The sequence below is a fragment of the Streptomyces sp. NBC_01497 genome (genome assembly GCF_036250695.1).
Taxonomy (GTDB): Bacteria; Actinomycetota; Actinomycetes; order Streptomycetales; family Streptomycetaceae; genus Streptomyces.
This window is the reverse complement of record NZ_CP109427.1, coordinates 3,357,694-3,378,454: the sequence shown is the minus strand read 5'-3', so window position 1 is coordinate 3,378,454 and position 20,761 is coordinate 3,357,694. Positions and strand designations below refer to the sequence as shown.

Sequence of the window (20,761 nt, the reverse complement as noted above, 5' to 3'; positions counted from 1 at the left end):
CTCCTGCTCGCGTGCCTGCCGCCGGCGGTGCCGTGAAGAGAGGCGACGCAGGAGGCAGGCGGGCGATGCGCCGTTCCGAGCTGATGGGCCTTGGTCAGCAGGGTGGCCTGCTGCGGGTGTGCTGGAGGGCGGCGGTGCTCGCACCGAGGAGTTCGACCTTGCGCAGTCCCGGCGCGCGGGCAAGTTCGAACAGGGGATGCACCCGGTGACGCCTGGCGGCGAGGAACTCGCGGGCTTACTCAGCGGTAAGGGATTTGAAGCGGCAGGGCTGTACTGCGCCGGTGCGACGTTGCGGGCGAGGTTGCAGGGGCTCTTCGCCTCGCGCACGGCGTGCTCCACATCGGACGCGAGTACCGAGTGGACGCAGGCTGGCGTCAACGAAGAGAGTCGCTTGGAGCAAGGTTCCGACGGCACAACAACGGCGCCCATCACACCCCGTATCGATACCGGAGCGGAGCACGGCCGGGGCTCCGCCCCGGGGGTCTCCACGACAGGCGCGCGTCGAGCAGCCTCAGTCCACCGTCCAGCGGCCGTCCACGATGAGGTCCCGGCCCGCTATCTCGTTGGACTCCCGCCACGCCTGGAGCCTGCGCGGGCTGACGCGGAAGTAGACGTACGGGGCCGACTCCTCGCGAGGGTCGAAGCCGGTCTTCGCCGCGAAGGCGTCGCCGTCCTCCTGTGACAGTTCCGCCGGGCGTACCACCTGGGCCGTGCCCTCGACCAGGACGACATCCCGCGTCTCGCCGATGCCCAGGCGGACCGTGCCGCTCAGTGAGAGGTTGCGGGCGGTGGGGGCCGTCGCGGCGGTGGAGAGCAGGAGCGACGAGCCGTTCCACAGGAAGGACAGCGGCACCAGGTAGGGCGCCCCGGTCTCCAGGTCGGCCGTCGACACCCAGGCGTCGACGTCGTGTTCCAGGCGGTGCAGCGCGTCCTGCTTGCGTTCGTGCGCGCTACGGGCGGTGGGTTGCGTCATGCGGGCCTCCTGGGATCGACTCCTGATCGTAGGACCCCGGCCGCATGGGGAAGGTGGCCGAGGCGGGTGTGCATTCACCCTCGGTGGGAGTACAGGCGGCGAGTTCTTGACTACTGGGACCACAACGCAGAACATCACCAACACAGGGTCTCCGTGACGGAAGAGCGACTGTGCGCGGTGGCGTGAGCGCGTTAGCGTGACGCCTTCAACCTGTGTGTCCATGGTGAGGGGGAACACCATTGGCCCATCCCGTCGACCCTCGGTCGGCCTATGCCGTGACGTCCGGCCCCGGTCCGTGGCTTCTGCCCGACCCACGCCGACTCCGAGGTTCACGCCCGAACCGTCCCCGGAGCCTTCCGCGCCGAGGCCTGTGCCCGATCCCTCGCCGGGGCCGTCGCCCACTCCGCCGCCGCCCGTCTGGGGCGGAGACCCGGACGTGGGCGTCTCGTCCTCGTACCTGCGTTCCCGAGCCGACGCCTGCGAGGCGTGCAAGGACCAGGTCCGCACCACGTGTGCTGGGGCGGAGGACGCCGATCAGGAGCTTGCGCGGCAGGACCAGGGCTGGTCCTTCATCGCCGGCCTGCAGGAGATGCAGGCGCGCTGGGAGGCGCTGAACGCGGTGATCGCGGACCGGCTGGGGCAGGCCTCCCTCAACTTCCGTGACAGCGCTGATGCCTTCGACGCGAACGAGACGGCGATCAGGTCCGCTTTCGGCGGCTTGCCGCATTGATACCGGGTTAGGGCGAGGATGGTCACCTTCAGCCAGTTGTTGTCCCTCGACGTGAACGGCCTCGACACCTTCGTGCGCGATTGGGGCGATGTCCACAAGCGGATCAAGGACAACCGCAAGGACTTTCACGACGAGGTGGTCACCCCCCTGCACAAGGACCGCTGGCGCGGGGAGGCAGGCCGGGCGGCCCAGGCGTACTGCGATCGCATTCAGCTGGACTTCGACGCTCTCGACACCGAGGTGCAGGGGCTGCGTTCGTTCTTCCGGGACGAGGTGAACGGTACGGGCGGAGGGAGCGGTTTCGCGGGTCTGCGCGACCTCCAGGGACAGGCCGAGGCACTGCGGCTTGAGGCCGCCGAGGACGGGATGCTGATCACCGATGACGCGAGCGTCTCGTGGTCGGACATGTACGACCCCAACAATCCGGAAGGCCTCGCGCGGCACAAGGAGCGGCGCGGCAAGGCCGAGTCCCTGGAGCAGCGGGCGAGGGCGGTACTGGAGAAGGCCGACGCTGAGGACGGCTGGATCTCCCAGAACATCAAGGTGGTGTTCGGGACCCCGCACAACTTCGAGTCCGAGAACCGGGATTTCGACATCCTGAATCCCGACGGTTCGGACCGCACCACACGGAACAAGCTCAACAATGTGGGCGCCCTGGCCAACGCCCGTGGCTGGGTCAACACAGCGGGTCTCATCAAGCATTACCTGGACGCCACGGGCGCGCCGGTCGAGGTCGATCCGCAGGAACTGCTCGACGACATACCCCAGTTCCGAAGGGACGCGAACACGACCCTCGCTCAGGACGTCGCTCACAGGCCTGACGGCTCCTTCACCACAGCGTGGCAGTCGACCGCGCCGAGACCCGGCGACGGCGGCGAGAGCCAGGACTGGTATTACGCACTGAACCACTTCCAGTACCGGATGGTCGGCGAGAAGCAGGGAAACACGGTCACGTACCACATGGAAGTGAAGAAGCGGTACGACTGGGGCGTGCCCAGCGAGCACCGGACCACGCAGTCCAAGGGCTACGGGCCGCTGAAGATCACCCTCGAACAGGCCGACATCGCCCATCTGAACACCACCGGCGTGGCCCGGGACTTCGACGTCACGGGAACGTCCGGTCAGATGAGGGCCACGCTGTGACCCCGCGCTACACGGGCCGGCACACAGGCGAGTCCGAGCGGCCCGCCGTCCGTCGCAAGGAAGTGTCGCCCGGTGCACGGCGATGGGGGAAAGTCGCCCTGTGGGTCGGGCTGGGAGTCTGCGCGGCCTTCGTCGTGTTCGTGGTGGCGAGCTTCCTCGGGGTCCTGCACGACTTCGACCACCCGGGTGACGACGGCTGGCTGTGCTCCAGCGATTCGAGCACCTGTCGGCCCTGAGAGCGCTGACCTTGCGGCCGTTTCTACGGCCGTACCTGCCGGCCCACGCCGGCTGCGCCGTACGTGTTCGCTCGTTGAACAAGCCGGGGCCCGACGCAGGACTTCGTGACGGGGCCGGCTGGCGCGGTCCCACGCGCCGCGCAGGTCCTCACAACTCGCTGATACGGGAGGCGCGCAGGATGCCTTCAGGGCCGACGCCTTCAGGGCCGGCGACGGCCACGCGCAGAGGAACCGGAACAGCCGCGAAGGCCGCGTCGACCTCCAGGGTCTCGGTGATCCCGGAGAGCAGGGCGACCAGATCCGGGAAGATCTCCAGCGAGGGAGTGCTGACGCACAGGACTAGGAGCCGCGAGAGCTCGGGAAGCGGAACGTACGCCTCGGCGCCGGCCAGGGTGAGGACCGGGGAATCCGGCACGTCCGTCCCGATGCTCGCGGGTCGCCTGGGGGCCGGGACGGGTCCTGCGGCCGTGGCGTCGTCCTCGTCGTCGCCGTCCAGGGCTGCGCCCACCACGGAGAAGGCCACGGCAACAGGCCGCCCGGCCGCTGTCGTCCGATACGCCTCTTTGCCAGGACTCGCCGACAGTGCCTCGGCGATCCCCGTGGCGACGATGTCGGCGTCGGTGCGGTCCGTGTCCTCGGCGCGCACCACAAGAGACGCACTCGCGGGCATGCCGTTGTCGAGCGTCAGGAAACAGACCCCGGCGTAGAGGGCGCCGTCCTCGGCGGCGGCGTCCGCGATATCGCTGTACACAGCCGCGGTTGTCTCCCGCTGGAAGTCCGTTCCCGCGGCCCACACCTTGTCGGCCAGTTCCCGGATGTGCTCGGGCCGATCCTCGGGGGAGAGGTCAAGACCCAGGGAGTGCATCACGTCGGGAACCCGGAAGTAGATGCCGTCCTCCGTGGATGGTCCGGATCCTGTGCCGTCGGCGAAGACAGAAGAAGTCATCATGCTGACCGGCGCTCCTTTCTCTGCGCGGGGGTCACCCTGGGGCAGGATTGCTACGACCTGCCTCTTGAGGAACTGACATCAGATATTCCTCAGGCGCCAGCTGTGGATAACGGCTAGAGCATATGAAATACGGTGATCGAGATCATCGGGGTTGGTGTGATACATATTTTCTCGGAAGTCCAGACCCCATTGGGAGAGCTCATTGCGCCATTTCGTACGTGTTGGTCGACCGGGTAGGCCGAGGTAAAGGCCGTTTCCGTATCCGGCGATGGAGAGGGCGAAGAAAGCCATATACAAAGCGATGAGCAAAGGTGAGCCAATGGTATAGAAGGCCCATCCTATGAGATAACCCTCGGCTGCCTCATAGGCGAGACCATCGTCCGGCAGTTCAAGTTTCCATCGGGTCCTTCGGGGCCACGGGAGGAAGCGTCCGCCGTATCGCTCCGAGCGCGCCAGCAGGTGCCGTCGGCGGCATAGATGCAGTGCGAACCGTCAACCGGCTCCACGCGACAGACCAGAGAATGACCGGGTGTCGTCAATTGGATGGAGAAAGGTCGTTCCGACCTTACTATGCGCCAACGGATCTGCTGCATCCTGGCGAGGATTTCAACATCTTCTTTTTCGGACTCCGAGAGAGCGCTGTATTCCTGGATCTTCATCGGCGTTGAAGAAGGCTCGCCCCGGTAGGGCTCGATCTCCTGTAATACCAAACCCACCGTTTCCTTCCGTGCTTTGATCCAGGAACGCGCTCCTGTCGGCACATTGGAGAGGTCCTCTTCATCAATATCCAGCAGGATGAGAGATTCTTCCTTCATTTTTCTACAGCTGCTGCAGGGGATTGGTGGAAAAGTGCGCGCCCTGGACTGGCCGCTCCGGGATTCATCCTGATCTGCTCTTTCTTGCTCAATGTGCTGTCCAACTGTGGATAATGGCTTGTGCGTATGCCACGCGGACGTCCATGGTTTCCGTGTTGAGGTAATACGTGTTGCTTACTCCACGAAAATCCAGTCCCCATCCGGAGAGTCCTGTGCGCCATTTCGCACGAGCGGGCAGATCCCATAGGAACCAGGGGTCATCAGCTCCGAGCAACGCGCTGAGCAGACCGAAAAGTGCCAGCGCTGCCCACAGGGGCGAGAGAACGACAAATGATACCCAGGCCGTGAGGGTCCCTTTGGGCGCAGAATAGAGCGAGGGAGGTTCATTGATTCGCTTGACTTCCAAGTGCCACCTAACCCGACGGGGCCACGGGAAGAAGCGGCCGGGGGTTCGGCGGATTCTTGCAATCAGGGTGCCGTCTGGTGCGTAGACGCGGTGCGCCCCTTCATCCTTTTCCGGCTCCACCCGACACAATTCTTCGAGGTGCGGGGATGTGATTGTGAACGGTCCTTTGATGTGGGCGAAACGCAGATCAAAATCGTCAAAATCTTCTTTCAGCAGCTCCGAAAAATCCTCATCAGTGGCGGTTGCTGTACTGGAACCTCCGACCGGACCGCTCCCCGGCGGTCCTTTGATCAATCGTTCCTCTGATGGATCGCACTGCGGAATTACTACGGCGATGGGCTTGGTGTCCCTGCGGACAGGGCGAGGCATGATGGCAAAATAGGTACCTGTTGGATAGTCACTCCTTTCATCGAGAGGTACGTGGTGGCTCGCGAAGGCTTGTCCTTTTTTGATTTTCCTCACCCCAGAGAACCTGCTGCCGGTGCACCAGGACCAAAGTCCTCTTCCAGTTTTCCTCGAAGCCCCCATGCCTTCTGGCCGATCTGCGCTCCTCGCGACCACCATGACATGGGGTCGAGAGTACCGTCCGCTCGAATAGCCTCAGCGACACCAGGCAGGTTTCTCAGTGGAGGCTTCGTGAAAACGTTGCTCACTCCGTCGGCAACGACACCTCCTTCGGAATACGAAGCCACGGTGTGCTGCCAAGCCAAGTTGAGTTTGTCGCCGAATTTCAGATCCTCTCTCGAGAATGCATATACTTTCTTGGCGCCGAGCGCCTTGGAGAAAAAATTGGGGCTGATTTTGGACCCTTTGAAGAGTTCGCTCGATTCCTTGATCTTGCGGACCGTGTTGCCGCCCTTGAGCATGGTCCCGCTCTTACCTGCGAGCTTGAGAGGGACTTTCACCCCCAGAGCCAGGTCCTTGGCGAACACGCCACCAGGAATCACCCCCACCCCGTCCAGCACCAGCGTCTTCCACCCCACGTCCGCGCCCCCCAGTTTCGCCGCGCCGTGCGCGGCCAGCGCGCCGCCCGCGGCGATGCCGCCCGCCAGCGCGAGCCCGCCTGCCAGGGGTGGGCACCACATGGTGGCCAGGGCGGCCACGCCCAGCACCGCGGACGCCGTGCCCAGCCAGTCGCCCACGGTCTTGAGCAGGTCGGCGTGCTTGGTGCACCAGTCCTTGATGTCGTGGCCCTGCTTCGTGAAGAAGTCCCCCATCTGCTCCCAGACGCTCGCATCCGGCGCGTTGGCGTCGGCCTTGCGCAACTCGTCTGCGATCGAGCGTGCTTCGGCCTGGTGGCGGTCGAGGAGGTCCTTCGCCTTCTTCACGATCGCGTCGAGCTCGTCGCGGGCCGCGTTCAGCCGGTCCGTCGCCGTGTCCAGCGCCTTGCCCGCGTTCTGCACGCGCCGGCCGGCCGCGTCGATCTTTTCCTGCGCGCTCTTCGCCTCGGCCTGGGTGGCGTACGACCGTCCTGCGAGTGGGAACGAGGGGTCGGACACGGCCTGGTCGTAGAGGGCGGACTGGTGGTCGCGCGCCTTCTCGCCCTCGGCCTCGCGCTGCTTCGCGGCCTTCGCCTCCGACTCGTACGTCCGCGCGGTGCTCTGGTATTCCACGAGTTTGTCGTGCCAGGCAGTCAGCTGGGTGGCCGCGGACTTGAGAGCGTCGTGGCTGTCGGTCAGGTAGTGGGGGAGGTCGCCGACCTTCTTGGAGAACGCCGTCGCGGCCTCGCCCTCCCACGCGCTCGCGTGACCGCCCTTCGCGATGGCGGTCAGCGTCGCGTTCGCCTTCTCCAGCCCGCCGACCGCTGCCGACAGCTTCGTCGCCAGGTCGTCCACCGAAGCGGGTGCGCCGGGCGCGGGGTCGAAGCCGAGAGTGGGGTAGTCCGCCTCGCTCATCGCGCACCCGCCGGGGGGATCGCCGGTGGTCCCGGAGCGGGCCGCGGGGTGTTCGGGGGGTGCTCGGCGTCGGCGAACGCCTGCCGGATCGCCTCGTCCGTCGCCTCGAAGTCGTTCTTCGTTGCGCGCAGTTTGTCCTCGATCGCCCCGGTGCCGTCCGCGATCTTGCCGATCACGTCGTCCCAGCTGTCGTGGAACTCGTCGCAGGCGTGGTCCAGCTCGATGCTGCCGGTGGACTTCGGACCGATGTCCTTCATCGTGGACAGTGCCGTGCGCAGATCGTCCTGGCTGTCGTGCAACTGCTTCAGCAGGCGGCCCAGGGATTCGGCCTCCACCTTGAGGTAATCGCCCATGTCCCCTCCCCTCCCCGTTGGTGACCCGACTTCAGGGCTGTTCAGGCGCAGAACGTTCCTTCACGCACTGTGGGCGTTCCGACACGCATCCGGGAACGGCGAAGGTCCGCGCTCCCGGCGGGAACGCGGACCTTCATGGCAAAGAGGTGCGAAAGCTCGATGCCTCAGTTCAACAGGGGCGGTTCGTCCTCACAGGACGCGCACCGCGCCCGTCGGCTGGTCGTAGCTGAGGTCGTGCTCGACCACGCCGTCGCTCGGGTTCTGCGCGCCGACGAACTTGCCGTCGCCGACGTAGATCGCCACGTGGTACGCGCTGCCCGCGCTGCCCCAGTAGAGGATGTCGCCGGGCTGGACGTTGCTGAGGGAGACCTGCGTGCCCGAGGTCGACTGGTCCTGCGAGACGCGCGGCAGGTCGACGCCGACCGTGCGGTACGCGGCCTGGACGAGCCCGGAGCAGTCGAAGGCGTTCGGGCCGGTGGAGCCCATCACGTAGGCGTCGCCGATGCGTGCCTCGACGTACGAGACGATCGCGGCGGCGGAACCCGTCGCCGTGGAGGACGACGTGGTGCTGGGCGTGCTGGTCGAGGAGGACGCGAGCTCGGTGCGTACGGAGGAGCGCGAGGCCCGGGCGGCCGCGGCGGCCTTGGCGCGGGCTGCTTCCTCCGCCTTCTTCTTCGCTTCGGCCTTGGCCTTGGCTTCGGCCTCCGCCTTGGACTTGGCCTTCTTCGCCGCGGTCGCCGCGTTCTTGACCGCGGTGTCCTCCTGGGTCTGCAGCTGCGCACGCGTCTGCATCGTCAGGGCGATCTGCTGGGTGGCCTGGGCGGACTGGGCGACGGTGGTCGACAGGTCCGCGGAAAGGGTCGGCATCTCGATGGTCTCGGTCACCGGCTCGGCGTTCGCCGTTCCGGCAGCACCGGCGACCGCGATGGTGCTGAGGACGCCGCCGGCAACTCCGGCGCGCAGCACCGTCCTCGGTGCGTTCCGGCGGGGCTTCCGGTGGGTTCGTATGGGAGCGGTGAGGGGCATGGGGATAACCGGTATCCGGGCCGGACGGTTGTCGTCAAGCAAGGTGGATTGCGCCACAGTTACGTACCGAACTTGTGAATCCGGTTCTTGAGTGGCCTTATTGACGCCGTAACGGACGAATCGGACGTCAGGGATCATGGTCGTGATCTCTGTGTTTCAGCTAAAGGTCCGAATTGCCCCTGACCTACCATCCCTTGGGTGCATGGCCAAGCCAGCTTGTTCACGGCATGCGGCGCGGGTGGCGCAGGTCACAGGAGTGTCACGTTCTGTGCGTCGGCTGTCGCTCCGCTGGCTACGCCGGGGGTGAAGGAGTAGGACGGGCCTACCCAAAGGGCGTGTCCATGGCGACCCCGAGGGGCGCACGCGCGGGGCGATCGTGTCCCGTGTGCGCGTATCGCGTCCGCGTACCGGCGGTAGCGACAGCCGCTCCGCCGACGGTGGTTCGGGTGCGCGTGCCGGCGGTGCGCCGCGACCGTGTGCGTCTGCGCACCGGCGGTATGCCCGCCGGGGCGGGCCGGTGAACATCCGGCCCTCGTGAGCGCGGACACAAGCGCCGGAGCGCGACGTCGCGAACGGGTGCGCGCAAAGGGTGTGACGCCGCACGGGTCCGGGTGGTTCCGTCCCGCTGCCGGACCGGCGGCCTCCGAGTGGGCGTCGTCCACCGGGCGCGGCCCGGCCCCTCGTCCGGGTGAGGGCGCGGGCTGAAGGTGAAGTTCCGTTATCACCCCAAGGTGTTCCAGCGCTAATTTGCGTGGACCGCAGGCCCCCTGGTAGTGGGCGCACCCTCCTGACCAGGAGTAACAGCCTTTTGTGCTACGGCTGGTGATCATTTGAGTACACCATGTGTGAAGATCCCCCGACGCTCGCCGTCATGATCCACCGTCAGGTGGTGGAGATCACAAAGACGGTCCCGTACCCCGTGTCGCAGATCACAGCCCGACGGGCATAAGATGCGCGTCAGTCGGGCTTGTGAACTGCCTCACATGCGAGTGATCTTCGGGGTTTTCCCGAAACGTCCCGCTACGTGTGGGGCGTCCGCACCCGGCGCGGTCCATCGGTCAAGACGGTCAAGGACGACTGGAAGGAGCTGGGGAGCGTGAACACCTACGCGCCCGTCCTCGTGCTCGGCGCCCTGGGGGCTGGGTTTGCGATCTTTTCCGTGGTCATGGCCACGCTCGTGGGCCCAAAACGGTACAACCGGGCGAAACTTGAAGCATATGAGTGCGGCATCGAGCCCACTCCCACGCCGGCCGGCGGCGGTCGCTTCCCGATCAAGTACTACCTGACGGCGATGCTCTTCATCGTCTTCGACATCGAGATCGTCTTCCTCTATCCCTGGGCCGTCACGTTCGACTCGCTGGGGATCTTCGGGCTCGTGGAGATGCTCCTCTTCGTGCTCACCGTCTTCGTCGCGTACGCCTATGTCTGGCGTCGCGGCGGCCTGGAATGGGACTAGAGGCTCAGAGGGGCTGGGACCAATGGGACTCGAAGAGAAACTGCCGAGCGGATTCCTCCTGTCGACCGTCGAGCAGGCCGCGGGGTGGGTGCGGAAGTCGTCCGTCTTCCCGGCCACGTTCGGGCTCGCCTGCTGCGCCATCGAGATGATGACGACGGGCGCGGGCCGCTACGACCTCGCGCGGTTCGGCATGGAGGTCTTCCGCGGATCACCGCGCCAGGCCGACCTGATGATCGTCGCGGGCCGGGTGAGCCAGAAGATGGCGCCTGTCCTGCGGCAGGTCTACGACCAGATGCCGAACCCCAAGTGGGTCATCTCCATGGGCGTGTGCGCCTCGTCGGGCGGCATGTTCAACAACTACGCCATCGTGCAGGGCGTCGACCACGTCGTACCGGTCGACATCTACCTGCCCGGCTGCCCGCCGCGTCCCGAGATGCTGATGGACGCGATCCTCAAGCTCCATCACAAGATCCAGAGCTCGAAGCTCGGGGTCGACGCGCGCGAGGCGGCCCGCGAGGCGGAGGAGGCGGCGCTCAAGGCGCTGCCCATGATCGAGATGAAGGGACTCCTCCGATGAGCGGCGAGGAGCCGCCGGGCGGCGCCAACGGCCACAACGGGAACCACGCCGGGGGGGACCACGGCAACGGCAACGGCAACGGCAACGGGGTCCCGGCCGCCCGGGGCGCCGCGAGCGACGTCATCGGCGTCCGCAAGGGCATGTTCGGCGCGCAGAACGGCGGCGACACCTCCGGTTACGGCGGCCTCGTCCGTACGGTCGCCCTGCCGGGCCCCGCGTCCCGCCCGTACGGGGGGCCGCGCACCGAACCCGGCGAGGAGGGTGTCTTCGACGAGATCGCCGACGAACTCGAAGGCGCGCTGGAGGAGCAGGACCTCCTCCCGGAGAACGCGATCGAGAAGACCGTCGTCGACCGCGGCGAGGTCACCTTCCACATCGCCCGCGAGCACCTGCTCCGCGTCGCCCGGACCCTGCGCGACGACCCGGCGCTCCGCTTCGAGCTGTGCACGGGCGTCTCGGGCGTGCACTACCCCGAGGACAAGGGCCGCGAGCTGCACGCCGTGTACCACCTGCGGTCGATCACGCACAGCCGGCTGATCCGCCTGGAGGTCTCCGCGCCGGACGCGGACCCGCACGTCCCGTCCCTGGTCGAGGTCTATCCGACCAACGACTGGCACGAGCGTGAGACGTACGACTTCTTCGGGCTCGTCTTCGACGGCCACCCGGCCCTGACCCGGATCATGATGCCGGACGACTGGCAGGGCTTCCCGCAGCGCAAGGACTATCCCCTCGGCGGGATCGCCGTCGAGTACAAGGGCGCCCAGATCCCGGCTCCGGACCAGCGGAGGTCGTACACCTGATGTCTCCTTCAGCCAGTCACACGACCCACGCGACCGCGAGCGCGCGCGAGACCACCGAGGGAACCGTATATACGGTCACCGGCGGCGACTGGGACGAGGTCGTGCAGTCCGCCGCCCGCGCCGACGACGAACGCATCGTCGTCAACATGGGCCCCCAGCACCCGTCCACCCACGGAGTGCTGCGGCTGATCCTGGAGATCGACGGCGAGACCGTCACCGAGGCGCGCTGCGGAATCGGCTACCTGCACACGGGTATCGAGAAGAACCTCGAATACCGCACGTGGACGCAGGGCACCACCTTCGTCACGCGCATGGACTACCTGACGTCGTTCTTCAACGAGACGGCGTACTGCCTCGGTGTGGAGAAGCTGCTCGGGATCACGGACGACATCCCGGACCGCGCCACCGTCGTCCGCGTCCTGCTGATGGAACTCAACCGCCTCTCCTCGCACCTGGTGGCGCTCGCCACCGGCGGCATGGAGCTCGGCGCGACGACGATAATGATCTACGGGTTCCGGGACCGCGAACTGATCCTCGACGCGTACGAACTGATCACGGGCCTGCGCATGAACCACGCGTTCATCCGGCCCGGCGGCCTCGCCCAGGACCTGCCGCCCGGCGCGGTCGACCACCTGCGCGAGATGGTCAGGACACTCCGCAAGAACCTCCCGGAGTACGACAAGCTCGCGACCGGCAACCCGATCTTCAAGGCCCGCATGCGGGACGTCGGCTACCTCGACCTCACCGGCTGCATGGCGCTGGGCGCCACGGGGCCGATCCTGCGCTCCGCGGGCCTCCCGCACGACCTGCGCAAGAGCGACCCGTACTGCGGTTACGAGACGTACGACTTCACCGTCCCGACCGCCGAGAGCTGCGACGCCTACGGCCGCTTCCTGATCCGTCTTGAGGAGATGCGGCAGTCGCTGGGCGTCGTCGAGCAGTGCCTCGACCGGCTGGCTCCCGGCCCGGTGATGGTCGCCGACAAGAAGATCGCCTGGCCCGCGCAGCTCGCGCTCGGGCCCGACGGCCTCGGCAACTCGCTCGACCACATCAAGAAGATCATGGGCACGTCGATGGAGGCCCTCATCCACCACTTCAAGCTGGTGACCGAGGGCTTCCGCGTCCCACCGGGCCAGGCGTACGCGGCCGTCGAGTCGCCCAAGGGCGAACTCGGCGCGCACGTCGTCTCCGACGGCGGCACGCGCCCCTTCCGGGTCCACTTCCGGGACCCGTCCTTCACCAACCTGCAGGCCATGGCGGCGATGTGCGAGGGCGGCCAGGTCGCCGACGTCATCGTCGCCGTCGCGTCCATCGACCCCGTGATGGGAGGCGTCGACCGGTGACGACCACACCGTCAAGCCCCGTCCCGCTGGGCATGCCCCAGCCGCCGGCCCCGCAGTACCCGGCCGACGTGCGCGAACGGCTGGAGACGGACGCGCGGGAGATCATCGCGCGCTACCCCGGCTCCCGTTCGGCCCTGCTGCCGCTGCTGCACCTGGTGCAGGCGGAGGAGGGGCACGTGACCCGTACGGGCATGGCCTTCTGCGCGGACCTGCTCGGCCTGACCACGGCGGAGGTCACGGCTGTCGCGACCTTCTACACGATGTACCGGCGCGGGCCCTGCGGCGACTACCAGGTCGGCGTCTGCACCAACACGCTCTGCGCGGTGATGGGCGGCGACGCCATCTTCGAGGAGCTGAAGGCCCATCTCGGCGTCGGCAACGACGAGACGACGCCGGACGGCAAGGTCACGCTGGAGCACATCGAGTGCAACGCGGCCTGCGACTTCGCGCCCGTGGTGATGGTCAACTGGGAGTTCTTCGACAACCAGACGCCCGAGTCCGCCAAGCGGCTCGTGGACGACCTGCGCGCGGGCCGCCCCGTCGAGCCGACCCGGGGCGCTCCGATCGTCACGTACCAGGAGACGTCGAGGATCCTCGCCGGGTTCCCCGATCCGCGCGAAGGGGCCGTCGCGGCGAGCGGCAGCGCGGGCCACGCCTCCCTGACCGGGCTGCGGCTCGCCAAGGGCGAGGCGCCCGGCCGGGTCGTACGGCCGCGGGACGGCGCACACCCCGAGGAGGCGCCGCAGCCGGGCTCACAGCACCTCAGTTCGCACGACGCGCCGCAGCAGACCTCGGACTCCGACCCTGACCACCCGGCGGGCCCGATCAGCAAGGAGGGGGAGTGATGACGATGACGACCGAACGCGGGGACGACAACGGCACCAGCCCGCACCGGGTCCTGGCCCCCGTCCTGACCGCCTTCTGGGACCAGCCCGAGTCGTGGACGCTCGCCACCTACCTGCGGCACGACGGCTACGAGGGCCTGAAGAAGGCGCTCGCGATGGAGCCGGACGACCTCATCGCGTACGTGAAGGAGTCCGGCCTGCGCGGCCGGGGCGGCGCCGGCTTCCCGACCGGCATGAAGTGGCAGTTCATCCCGCAGGGCGACGGCAAACCGCACTACCTCGTCGTCAACGCCGACGAGTCGGAGCCGGGGACCTGCAAGGACATCCCGCTGCTGTTCGCGAACCCGCACGCGCTGATCGAAGGCATCGTCATCGCCTGCTACGCGATCCGCTCCTCGCACGCGTTCATCTACCTGCGCGGCGAGACCGTGCCGGTGCTGCGCCGGCTGCACGAGGCGGTGCGGGAGGCGTACGCGGCGGGATACCTCGGCACGAACATCCTGGGCAGCGGCCTCGACCTGGACGTCGTCGTCCACGCGGGCGCCGGCGCGTACATCTGCGGCGAGGAGACCGCGCTGCTCGACTCCCTGGAGGGCAGGCGCGGCCAGCCGAGGCTGCGGCCGCCGTTCCCGGCCGTCGCCGGCCTGTACGCCTGCCCGACGGTGGTCAACAACGTCGAGTCGATCGCGTCCGTGCCGTCGATCCTGCAGCGCGGCAAGGAGTGGTTCCGCTCGATGGGCAGCGAGAAGTCCCCGGGCTTCACGCTCTACTCGCTCAGCGGCCATGTCACCAACCCGGGCCAGTACGAGGGCCCGCTCGGCATCACGCTGCGGCAACTGCTCGACATGAGCGGCGGCATCCGCGCCGGGCACCGGCTGAAGTTCTGGACGCCCGGCGGGTCCTCGACGCCGCTGCTGACGGACGAGCACCTGGACGTGCCGCTGGACTACGAGGGCGTCGGCGCCGCCGGTTCGATGCTCGGCACCAAGGCGCTCCAGTGCTTCGACGAGACGACCTGCGTTGTACGGGCCGTCACGCGCTGGACGGAGTTCTACGCGCACGAGTCGTGCGGCAAGTGCACGCCGTGCCGCGAAGGAACGTACTGGCTGGTCCAGTTGCTGCGCGATATCGAGGACGGCAAGGGCGATATGGCCGACCTCGACAAGCTCGCGGACATCGCGGACAACATCAACGGCAAGTCGTTCTGCGCGCTGGGTGACGGTGCCGCGTCCCCGATCTTCTCGTCGCTGAAGTACTTCCGCGCCGAGTACGAGCAGCACATCACGGACAAGGGCTGCCCCTTCGACCCCGTGCGGTCCACCGCCTGGGCCGACGAGCCGTCCGGAACGACCGGAAACCTGGAGGTGAACGCATGACAGTGACGACCGATGCTCCCTCCTCGGGCGGGTCCGGCGAGGCGGCCGTGCCGCCCGAGGACATGGTCTCGCTGACCATCGACGGCGCCGCGATCTCCGTCCCCAAGGGGACGCTCGTGATCAGGGCGGCGGAGATGCTCGGCATCGAGATCCCCCGGTTCTGCGACCATCCGCTGCTCGACCCGGCGGGCGCCTGCCGCCAGTGCATCGTGGAGGTCGAGGGGCAGCGCAAGCCCATGGCGTCCTGCACGATCACCTGCACGGACGGGATGGTCGTCAAGTCGCAGCTGACCTCCCCGGTCGCGGAGAAGGCGCAGCGCGGCGTGATGGAGCTGCTGCTGATCAACCACCCGCTGGACTGCCCGGTCTGCGACAAGGGCGGCGAGTGCCCGCTGCAGAACCAGGCGATGCAGGTCGGCGACCCGGACACCCGCTTCGAGGGCCACAAGCGGACGTACGCGAAGCCGGTGCCCATCTCGTCGCAGGTGCTGCTGGACCGTGAGCGGTGCGTGCTGTGCGCGCGGTGCACGCGCTTCTCCGAGCAGATCGCGGGCGACCCGATGATCGACCTGATCGAGCGCGGCGCGCTGCAGCAGGTCGGGACGGGCGAGGGCGACCCGTTCACGTCGTACTTCTCCGGCAACACCATCCAGATCTGCCCGGTGGGCGCGCTGACGTCGGCGGCGTACCGGTTCCGCTCCCGGCCGTTCGACCTGGTGTCGTCGCCGAGCGTGTGCGAGCACTGCGCGGGCGGCTGCGCCACGCGCACGGACCACCGGCGCGGCAAGGTCATGCGGCGCCTCGCGGGCAACGACCCCGAGGTCAACGAGGAGTGGCTGTGCGACAAGGGGCGCTTCGCGTTCCGCTACGCGCAGGCGAAGGACCGGCTGACCACCCCGCTCGTACGCAACGAGGCGGGCGTACTCGAACCGGCGAGCTGGCCCGAGGCCCTCGACGCGGCCGCCCGCGGCCTGACGGCGGCACGCGGCCGGACGGGCGTCCTGACCGGCGGCCGGCTCACGGTCGAGGACGCCTACGCCTACGCGAAGTTCGCGCGGGTCGCCCTCGGCACGAACGACATCGACTTCCGGGCGCGGGCGCACAGCGCCGAGGAGGCGGACTTCCTCGCCTGGCACGTCGCGGGCCGGGCCGCCGGGGTCACGCACCGCTCGCTGGAGGCGGCGCCGACGGTGCTGCTGGTGGGCATCGAGGCGGAGGAGGAGGCCCCCGGCGTCTTCCTGCGGCTGCGCAAGGCGTGGCGCGGGCACGGTCAGCGGACGTACGCGATCGCGCCGTTCGCGACGCGCGGCCTGACGAAGGCGGGCGGCACGCTGCTGCCCGCGGCGCCCGGCACCGAGACGGAGTGGCTGGACGCGCTGGCGTCGGGCACCGGCGTCGAGGGTGACGCGGCGGCCGCGTCGGAGGCGCTGCACGGCGAGGGCGCGGTGATCGTGGTGGGCGAACGGCTCGCCGCGGTGCCCGGCGCCCTCACCGCCGCGAACCGCGCGGCGGCCGCGACCGGAGCCCACCTGGTGTGGATCCCACGCCGGGCCGGCGAGCGGGGCGCCGTCGAGGCGGGCGCGCTGCCGTCGCTGCTGCCGGGCGGTCGCCCGGCCACCGACCCGCGGGCGCGCGAGGAGACCGCGGCCGTCTGGGGCACCGGGGAACTGCCGCACCACTACGGGCGGGACACGGGACAGATCATCGAGGCGGCGGCGGCCGGCGAACTGGGCGCCCTGGTCGTCGCGGGCGTCGGCGTCGAGGACCTGCCGGACCCCGTGCGGGCCCGCGAGGCACTGGACCAGGTCGGATTCCTCGTCTCGTTCGAGCTGCGCCCCGGCGAGGTGACGGAGCGGGCCGACGTGGTCTTCCCGGTCGCGGCGGTGGCGGAGAAGCCGGGCACGTTCCTCAACTGGGAGGGCAGGCCACGGCCGTTCGAGGCCGCGCTGAAGCCGGAGCAGATGACGACGCGCCTCGCCCCGGGCGACGCCCGCGTGCTGCACATGCTGGCGGACGAGATGGGCGTGGAGTTCGGGCTGCCGGACATCGGCTCCGTACGGCGGGAGATCGACGCGCTCGGCCTCTGGACGGGGCCCCGCTCGTCGCCGCCGTTCGAGCCGTCGAAGCCGCTGCCGAGGCCCGGCACCGGTGAGGCGATCCTCGCCGGCCACCGGCTGCTGCTGGACCTGGGCAGCCTCCAGGAGGGCGACGAGGCGCTGGCGGGCACCCGGCACGCGGCGGTGGCGCGGCTGTCGCCGGCCACCGCCGCGGAGACGGGCGTGGCCCCCGGCGACGGGCTGAGGGTCACCGGCCCCGGCGGCGCGGTGACCCTGCCGCTGCAGGTCGTGCGCGACCTGCCGGACCGGGTGGTGTGGCTGCCCCTGAACAGCACGCGGGAGACGACGGGGGCGGCGACGGGCACCGCGGTGGCCCTCGCCCCCGCGGCCGGCCCCGGCGCGGACCCCGTCGGTTCCCCGCCGGCCGACAGCCCCTCGACCGACAGCCCGTCGGCCGACAGTCCGTCGAGCGGCGGCACCCCGTCGACCGACAGCCCGGAGGCGCGGCGATGAACCCGACCATGACGCTGGCCGCCGAGAACCTGACGGTGTTCGGCACGGACCCGTGGTGGCTCGTCGTCATCAAGGCGGTCTTCTGCTTCGCCTTCCTGATGGTGACGGTCCTCTTCTCGATCGTCTGGGAGCGCAAGGTCGTCGCCTGGATGCAGCGGCGCATCGGCCCCAACCGGCACGGGCCCTGGGGCATGCTCCAGTCCCTCGCCGACGGCATGAAGCTGATGCTGAAGGAAGACATCGTCGTCAAGCGCGCCGACAAGTTCGTCTACGTGCTCGCGCCGGTCGTCGCGGCCGTGCCCGCCTTCATGGCGATCGCGGTGATCCCGTTCGGCCCCTCGGGCGACGAGATCTCGATCTTCGGCACCCGCACCACGATGCAGCTCACCGACCTGCCGATCGCGATGCTGTACATCCTGGCCTGCGCCTCCGTCGGGATCTACGGCATCGTCCTCGCGGGCTGGTCGTCGGGCTCGACGTACCCGCTGCTCGGCGGACTGCGCTCGTGCGCGCAGATGATCTCCTACGAGATCGCGATGGGCGCCGCGTTCGCCTCGGTGTTCCTCTACTCCGGGTCGATGTCGACGTCCGCGATCGTGGACGCGCAGAAGGACCGCTGGTTCATCGTCCTGCTGCCGGTCTCGTTCATCATCTACATCATCACGATGGTCGGCGAGACGAACCGCGCGCCGTTCGACATGCCGGAGTCCGAGGGCGACCTCGTCGGCGGCTTCAACACCGAGTACTCCTCCATCAAGTTCGCGATGTTCATGCTCGCCGAGTACGTGAACATGGTGACGGTCTCGGCCGTGTCGTCGACCCTCTTCCTCGGCGGCTGGCGCGCCCCCTGGCCGATCTCGACGTTCTGGGAGGGCGCCAACCACGGCTGGTGGCCGATCCTCTGGTTCGTCATCAAGGTGCAGCTCCTGCTGTTCTTCTTCATCTGGCTGCGCGGCACCCTGCCCCGGGTGCGCTACGACCAGCTGATGAAGCTGGGCTGGAAGGTCCTGATCCCCGTCTCGGTGGTCTGGCTGATGCTCGTGGCGACGGTGCGGGCCCTGCAGAACCGGCACTACGACTTCACGTCGATCCTCCTGTACGTGGCCGGCGCGGTGATCGCGATCCTGCTGATCTCCTTCGTGGTCGACATGTTCCGGGGCCGCGACGAACGGGCCGAGGAGGCCGCCGCGCAGGCGGCGGGCCCACCGGACTTCGATCCGATGGCGGGCGGCTTCCCCGTACCGCCACTGCCGGGGCAGACGGTGCCACCCGTTCCGCGCAGGCGTCCGCGACGCGAGCGTGAGCTCGTCGCCCCTGGCGTGTCCCACCCTGAGACCGACGGAAAGGAGGAGAGCGGTGTCTGACAGCGACAGCTCCCAGGACAGCGGTCCCGGCGCGGACCAGGGCAGGACCCCGGCCGGGGGCGTGCCCCCGTTGCCGAAGAATCCCGTGGCCGGATTCGGTGTCACCTTCTCGGCGATGTTCAAGCGGCGGCTCACCGAGCAGTACCCCGAGCAGGAGAAGGTGACCGCGCCGCGCTTCCACGGCCGGCACCAGCTCAACCGCCATCCGGACGGCCTGGAGAAGTGCGTCGGCTGCGAGTTGTGCGCGTGGGCCTGTCCGGCCGACGCGATCTACGTGGAGGGCGCGGACAACACCGACGAGGAGAGGTACTCGCCCGGCGAGCGCTACGGCCGCGTCTACCAGATCAACTACGCGCGCTGCATCCTGTGCGGCCTGTGCATCGAGGCGTGCCCCACCCGCGCGCTGACGATGACCAACGAGTTCGAACTCGCCGACACCTCCCGGCAGAACCTGATCTATACCAAGGAACAGCTGCTGGCGGGCCTTGAGGACGGCATGGTCGACTCGCCGCACGCCATCCACCCCGGCACGGACGAGCAGGACTACTACCGGGGCAGGGTCACCCAGGCCGCGCCGGACACGGTCCGGCAGGTGGCCTTCACCAAGGGGGAGCACCCGCAGGACGGCGCGTCCGACTTCGGTGAGGACGAGCCCGCGTCGAAGAGGGTGATCGGCGGATGAGCCCCGCGGACCTGACCACGCTCGCCGCGTCGGCGGCGTACCGGACGTCGACCGGCGAGGCCGTGCAGTTCTGGATCCTCGGCGTCGTCGCGGTGATCGGCGCACTGTGCACGATCCTCATGCGCAGGGCCGTGCACAGTGCGCTGTGCCTGGCCGGCACGATGATCGTCCTCGCCGTGTTCTACCTGGCCAACGGCGCCTACTTCCTGGGCATCGTGCAGATCGTCGTCTACACGGGCGCGATCATGATGCTGTTCCTGTTCGTGGTGATGCTGGTCGGTGTCACCGCCGCGGACTCCCTCAAGGAGACCCTCAAGGGGCAGCGCTGGCTGGCCGCGCTGTGCGGTATCGGCTTCGGCGTCCTGCTCATCGCGGGCATCGCCAACGCGTCGCTGCGCACATGGAACGGCCTCGGCCAGGCCAACGCGGTGGGCAACCCGCAGGGGCTGGCCGCGCTGATCTTCACCAAGTACGTGTTCTCCTTCGAGCTCACGGGCGCGCTGCTGATCACCGCGGCGGTCGGCGCGATGGTGCTCACGCACCGGGAGCGCGTCGAGCAGGTCAAGTCGCAGCGGGAGCAGTCCGAGGAGCGGGTCCGCGCGGGCATCCAGCTGCCGCCGCTGCCCGCCCCCGGTGTGTACGCCCGGCACAACGCGGTGGACGTCCCGGGCCTGCTGCCCGACGGCACCCCCTCGGATCTCACGATCAACCAGACCCTCAAGGGCCGTGGCCAGATCAGGGACGTGTCGAAGGAGGCCATCGCGAACCTGAAGGCGCTGGAGCAGCGCTCGCAGACACGGCTCGGCCGCGACCGCGGCGAGGACGCCGGACGGACGCGCGCGGCCGACGGCACGGGCCGGGACGCCCGTGAGGAGCGCGCGGGACACGACGAAACGGAGGGGGTCACCCGATGAATCCGGTCTACTACCTCTATCTGGCGTCACTGCTGTTCACGATCGGCGCGGCCGGCGTGCTGATCCGGCGGAACGCGATCGTGGTGTTCATGTGCGTCGAGCTGATGCTCAACGCGTGCAACCTCGCGTTCGTCGCCTTCTCCCGGTTGCACGGCAATCTCGACGGCCAGGTCATCGCCTTCTTCACGATGGTCGTCGCCGCGGCGGAGGTCGTCGTCGGTCTCGCCATCATCGTGTCGATGTTCCGCGCCCGCCACTCGGCCTCGGTCGACGACGCCAGCCTGATGAAGCTCTGAGGGGTCGCTGAA

The 20,761-nt window shown here is 68.5% G+C and carries 21 protein-coding genes; 14 read left to right on the top strand and 7 right to left on the bottom strand.

Annotation, left to right across the window (positions count from 1 at the left end):
- Positions 1-511: 511 nt before the first annotated feature.
- Positions 512-973: a pyridoxamine 5'-phosphate oxidase family protein gene (locus tag OG310_RS14410; RefSeq protein WP_329456282.1), complete on the bottom strand. Its 462-nt coding sequence runs from the start codon at positions 971-973 to the stop codon at positions 512-514.
- A gap of 436 nt (positions 974-1,409) precedes the next feature.
- On the opposite strand from OG310_RS14410, the gene OG310_RS14405 reads away from it, so the two are divergent.
- The 3 genes from OG310_RS14405 to OG310_RS14395 are packed head-to-tail and all read left to right on the top strand — an operon-like array spanning position 1,410 to position 3,082.
- A complete protein-coding gene (locus OG310_RS14405; protein ID WP_329456281.1) occupies positions 1,410-1,703 on the top strand; it encodes a hypothetical protein in 294 nt (97 codons plus the stop codon).
- Positions 1,704-1,721: 18 nt separating this feature from the next.
- Entirely contained in the window at positions 1,722-2,846 is a 1,125-nt protein-coding gene (locus OG310_RS14400) for a hypothetical protein (RefSeq protein WP_329456280.1), read from the top strand.
- Positions 2,843-3,082, top strand: coding sequence for a hypothetical protein (locus OG310_RS14395; protein ID WP_329456279.1), 240 nt, complete (start codon positions 2,843-2,845; stop codon positions 3,080-3,082). Before OG310_RS14400 ends, OG310_RS14395 begins: the two co-directional genes overlap by 4 nt.
- Positions 3,083-3,230: 148 nt before the next feature.
- On the opposite strand, the gene OG310_RS14390 is transcribed toward OG310_RS14395, so the two are convergent.
- The 6 genes from OG310_RS14390 to OG310_RS14365 all read right to left on the bottom strand — a co-directional run bounded on the left by OG310_RS14390 (position 3,231) and on the right by OG310_RS14365 (position 8,526).
- On the bottom strand, positions 3,231-4,031 hold the full coding sequence (locus OG310_RS14390; protein ID WP_329456278.1) for a hypothetical protein: 801 nt from the start codon (positions 4,029-4,031) through the stop codon (positions 3,231-3,233).
- Between the two features lie 338 nt (positions 4,032-4,369).
- Entirely contained in the window at positions 4,370-4,846 is a 477-nt protein-coding gene (locus OG310_RS14385) for a hypothetical protein (protein ID WP_329456277.1), read from the bottom strand.
- A gap of 88 nt (positions 4,847-4,934) precedes the next feature.
- A complete protein-coding gene (locus OG310_RS14380; RefSeq protein ID WP_329456276.1) occupies positions 4,935-5,714 on the bottom strand; it encodes a hypothetical protein in 780 nt (259 codons plus the stop codon).
- Complete coding sequence (locus OG310_RS14375) at positions 5,711-7,147, bottom strand: hypothetical protein (RefSeq protein ID WP_329456275.1); 1,437 nt, start codon at positions 7,145-7,147, stop codon at positions 5,711-5,713. The genes OG310_RS14380 and OG310_RS14375 overlap by 4 nt, the downstream gene beginning before the upstream one ends.
- On the bottom strand, positions 7,144-7,500 hold the full coding sequence (locus tag OG310_RS14370; protein WP_329456274.1) for a type VII secretion target: 357 nt from the start codon (positions 7,498-7,500) through the stop codon (positions 7,144-7,146). The genes OG310_RS14375 and OG310_RS14370 overlap by 4 nt, the downstream gene beginning before the upstream one ends.
- A gap of 189 nt (positions 7,501-7,689) precedes the next feature.
- Entirely contained in the window at positions 7,690-8,526 is an 837-nt protein-coding gene (locus tag OG310_RS14365) for a C40 family peptidase (protein WP_329456273.1), read from the bottom strand.
- Between the two features lie 1,096 nt (positions 8,527-9,622).
- Here OG310_RS14365 and OG310_RS14360 point away from each other — a divergent pair.
- The 11 genes from OG310_RS14360 (at position 9,623) to nuoK (ending at position 20,749) form a co-directional block, all read left to right on the top strand.
- The gene (locus OG310_RS14360; RefSeq protein ID WP_030904068.1) at positions 9,623-9,982 is read left to right on the top strand and encodes an NADH-quinone oxidoreductase subunit A; all 360 of its coding nucleotides are present in this window, start codon (positions 9,623-9,625) and stop codon (positions 9,980-9,982) included.
- 22 nt (positions 9,983-10,004) lie between these two features.
- Positions 10,005-10,559, top strand: coding sequence for a NuoB/complex I 20 kDa subunit family protein (locus tag OG310_RS14355; RefSeq protein ID WP_329456272.1), 555 nt, complete (start codon positions 10,005-10,007; stop codon positions 10,557-10,559).
- Complete coding sequence (locus OG310_RS14350; protein WP_329456271.1) at positions 10,556-11,359, top strand: NADH-quinone oxidoreductase subunit C; 804 nt, start codon at positions 10,556-10,558, stop codon at positions 11,357-11,359. Before OG310_RS14355 ends, OG310_RS14350 begins: the two co-directional genes overlap by 4 nt.
- Entirely contained in the window at positions 11,359-12,702 is a 1,344-nt protein-coding gene (locus tag OG310_RS14345; RefSeq protein WP_329456270.1) for an NADH-quinone oxidoreductase subunit D, read from the top strand. The genes OG310_RS14350 and OG310_RS14345 overlap by 1 nt, the downstream gene beginning before the upstream one ends.
- Before the next feature lie 32 nt (positions 12,703-12,734).
- Positions 12,735-13,547 carry an NADH-quinone oxidoreductase subunit NuoE gene (nuoE, locus tag OG310_RS14340; RefSeq protein WP_329460179.1) on the top strand — a complete coding sequence of 271 codons (813 nt, stop codon included), beginning with the start codon at positions 12,735-12,737 and terminating at the stop codon, positions 13,545-13,547.
- Complete coding sequence (gene nuoF / locus OG310_RS14335) at positions 13,547-14,923, top strand: NADH-quinone oxidoreductase subunit NuoF (protein WP_329456269.1); 1,377 nt, start codon at positions 13,547-13,549, stop codon at positions 14,921-14,923. Before nuoE ends, nuoF begins: the two co-directional genes overlap by 1 nt.
- Positions 14,920-17,493 carry an NADH-quinone oxidoreductase subunit G gene (locus OG310_RS14330; RefSeq protein WP_329456268.1) on the top strand — a complete coding sequence of 858 codons (2,574 nt, stop codon included), beginning with the start codon at positions 14,920-14,922 and terminating at the stop codon, positions 17,491-17,493. Before nuoF ends, OG310_RS14330 begins: the two co-directional genes overlap by 4 nt.
- A complete protein-coding gene (nuoH, locus tag OG310_RS14325; RefSeq protein WP_329456267.1) occupies positions 17,490-18,857 on the top strand; it encodes an NADH-quinone oxidoreductase subunit NuoH in 1,368 nt (455 codons plus the stop codon). The genes OG310_RS14330 and nuoH overlap by 4 nt, the downstream gene beginning before the upstream one ends.
- A 61-nt stretch (positions 18,858-18,918) precedes the next feature.
- Complete coding sequence (nuoI, locus tag OG310_RS14320) at positions 18,919-19,539, top strand: NADH-quinone oxidoreductase subunit NuoI (RefSeq protein WP_329460178.1); 621 nt, start codon at positions 18,919-18,921, stop codon at positions 19,537-19,539.
- On the top strand, positions 19,536-20,453 hold the full coding sequence (locus OG310_RS14315) for an NADH-quinone oxidoreductase subunit J (RefSeq protein ID WP_329456266.1): 918 nt from the start codon (positions 19,536-19,538) through the stop codon (positions 20,451-20,453). The genes nuoI and OG310_RS14315 overlap by 4 nt, the downstream gene beginning before the upstream one ends.
- Positions 20,450-20,749: an NADH-quinone oxidoreductase subunit NuoK gene (gene nuoK, locus OG310_RS14310; RefSeq protein ID WP_329456265.1), complete on the top strand. Its 300-nt coding sequence runs from the start codon at positions 20,450-20,452 to the stop codon at positions 20,747-20,749. Before OG310_RS14315 ends, nuoK begins: the two co-directional genes overlap by 4 nt.
- Positions 20,750-20,761: the final 12 nt, after the last annotated feature.

What these genes read in the sequence shown, in the direction of transcription:
- OG310_RS14410 (WP_329456282.1), bottom strand. Translation starts at nt 973, where the DNA reads ATGACGCAACCCACCGCCCGTAGCGCGCACGAACGCAAGCAGGACGCG.
- nuoF (WP_329456269.1), top strand. Translation starts at nt 13,547, where the DNA reads ATGACGATGACGACCGAACGCGGGGACGACAACGGCACCAGCCCGCAC.
- OG310_RS14375 (WP_329456275.1), bottom strand. Translation starts at nt 7,147, where the DNA reads ATGAGCGAGGCGGACTACCCCACTCTCGGCTTCGACCCCGCGCCCGGC.
- OG310_RS14345 (WP_329456270.1), top strand. Translation starts at nt 11,359, where the DNA reads ATGTCTCCTTCAGCCAGTCACACGACCCACGCGACCGCGAGCGCGCGC.
- nuoH (WP_329456267.1), top strand. Translation starts at nt 17,490, where the DNA reads ATGAACCCGACCATGACGCTGGCCGCCGAGAACCTGACGGTGTTCGGC.
- OG310_RS14350 (WP_329456271.1), top strand. Translation starts at nt 10,556, where the DNA reads ATGAGCGGCGAGGAGCCGCCGGGCGGCGCCAACGGCCACAACGGGAAC.
- nuoK (WP_329456265.1), top strand. Translation starts at nt 20,450, where the DNA reads ATGAATCCGGTCTACTACCTCTATCTGGCGTCACTGCTGTTCACGATC.
- OG310_RS14400 (WP_329456280.1), top strand. Translation starts at nt 1,722, where the DNA reads ATGGTCACCTTCAGCCAGTTGTTGTCCCTCGACGTGAACGGCCTCGAC.
- OG310_RS14330 (WP_329456268.1), top strand. Translation starts at nt 14,920, where the DNA reads ATGACAGTGACGACCGATGCTCCCTCCTCGGGCGGGTCCGGCGAGGCG.
- OG310_RS14385 (WP_329456277.1), bottom strand. Translation starts at nt 4,846, where the DNA reads ATGAAGGAAGAATCTCTCATCCTGCTGGATATTGATGAAGAGGACCTC.
- OG310_RS14370 (WP_329456274.1), bottom strand. Translation starts at nt 7,500, where the DNA reads ATGGGCGATTACCTCAAGGTGGAGGCCGAATCCCTGGGCCGCCTGCTG.
- OG310_RS14315 (WP_329456266.1), top strand. Translation starts at nt 19,536, where the DNA reads ATGAGCCCCGCGGACCTGACCACGCTCGCCGCGTCGGCGGCGTACCGG.
- OG310_RS14390 (WP_329456278.1), bottom strand. Translation starts at nt 4,031, where the DNA reads ATGATGACTTCTTCTGTCTTCGCCGACGGCACAGGATCCGGACCATCC.
- nuoE (WP_329460179.1), top strand. Translation starts at nt 12,735, where the DNA reads ATGCCCCAGCCGCCGGCCCCGCAGTACCCGGCCGACGTGCGCGAACGG.
- OG310_RS14355 (WP_329456272.1), top strand. Translation starts at nt 10,005, where the DNA reads ATGGGACTCGAAGAGAAACTGCCGAGCGGATTCCTCCTGTCGACCGTC.
- OG310_RS14365 (WP_329456273.1), bottom strand. Translation starts at nt 8,526, where the DNA reads ATGCCCCTCACCGCTCCCATACGAACCCACCGGAAGCCCCGCCGGAAC.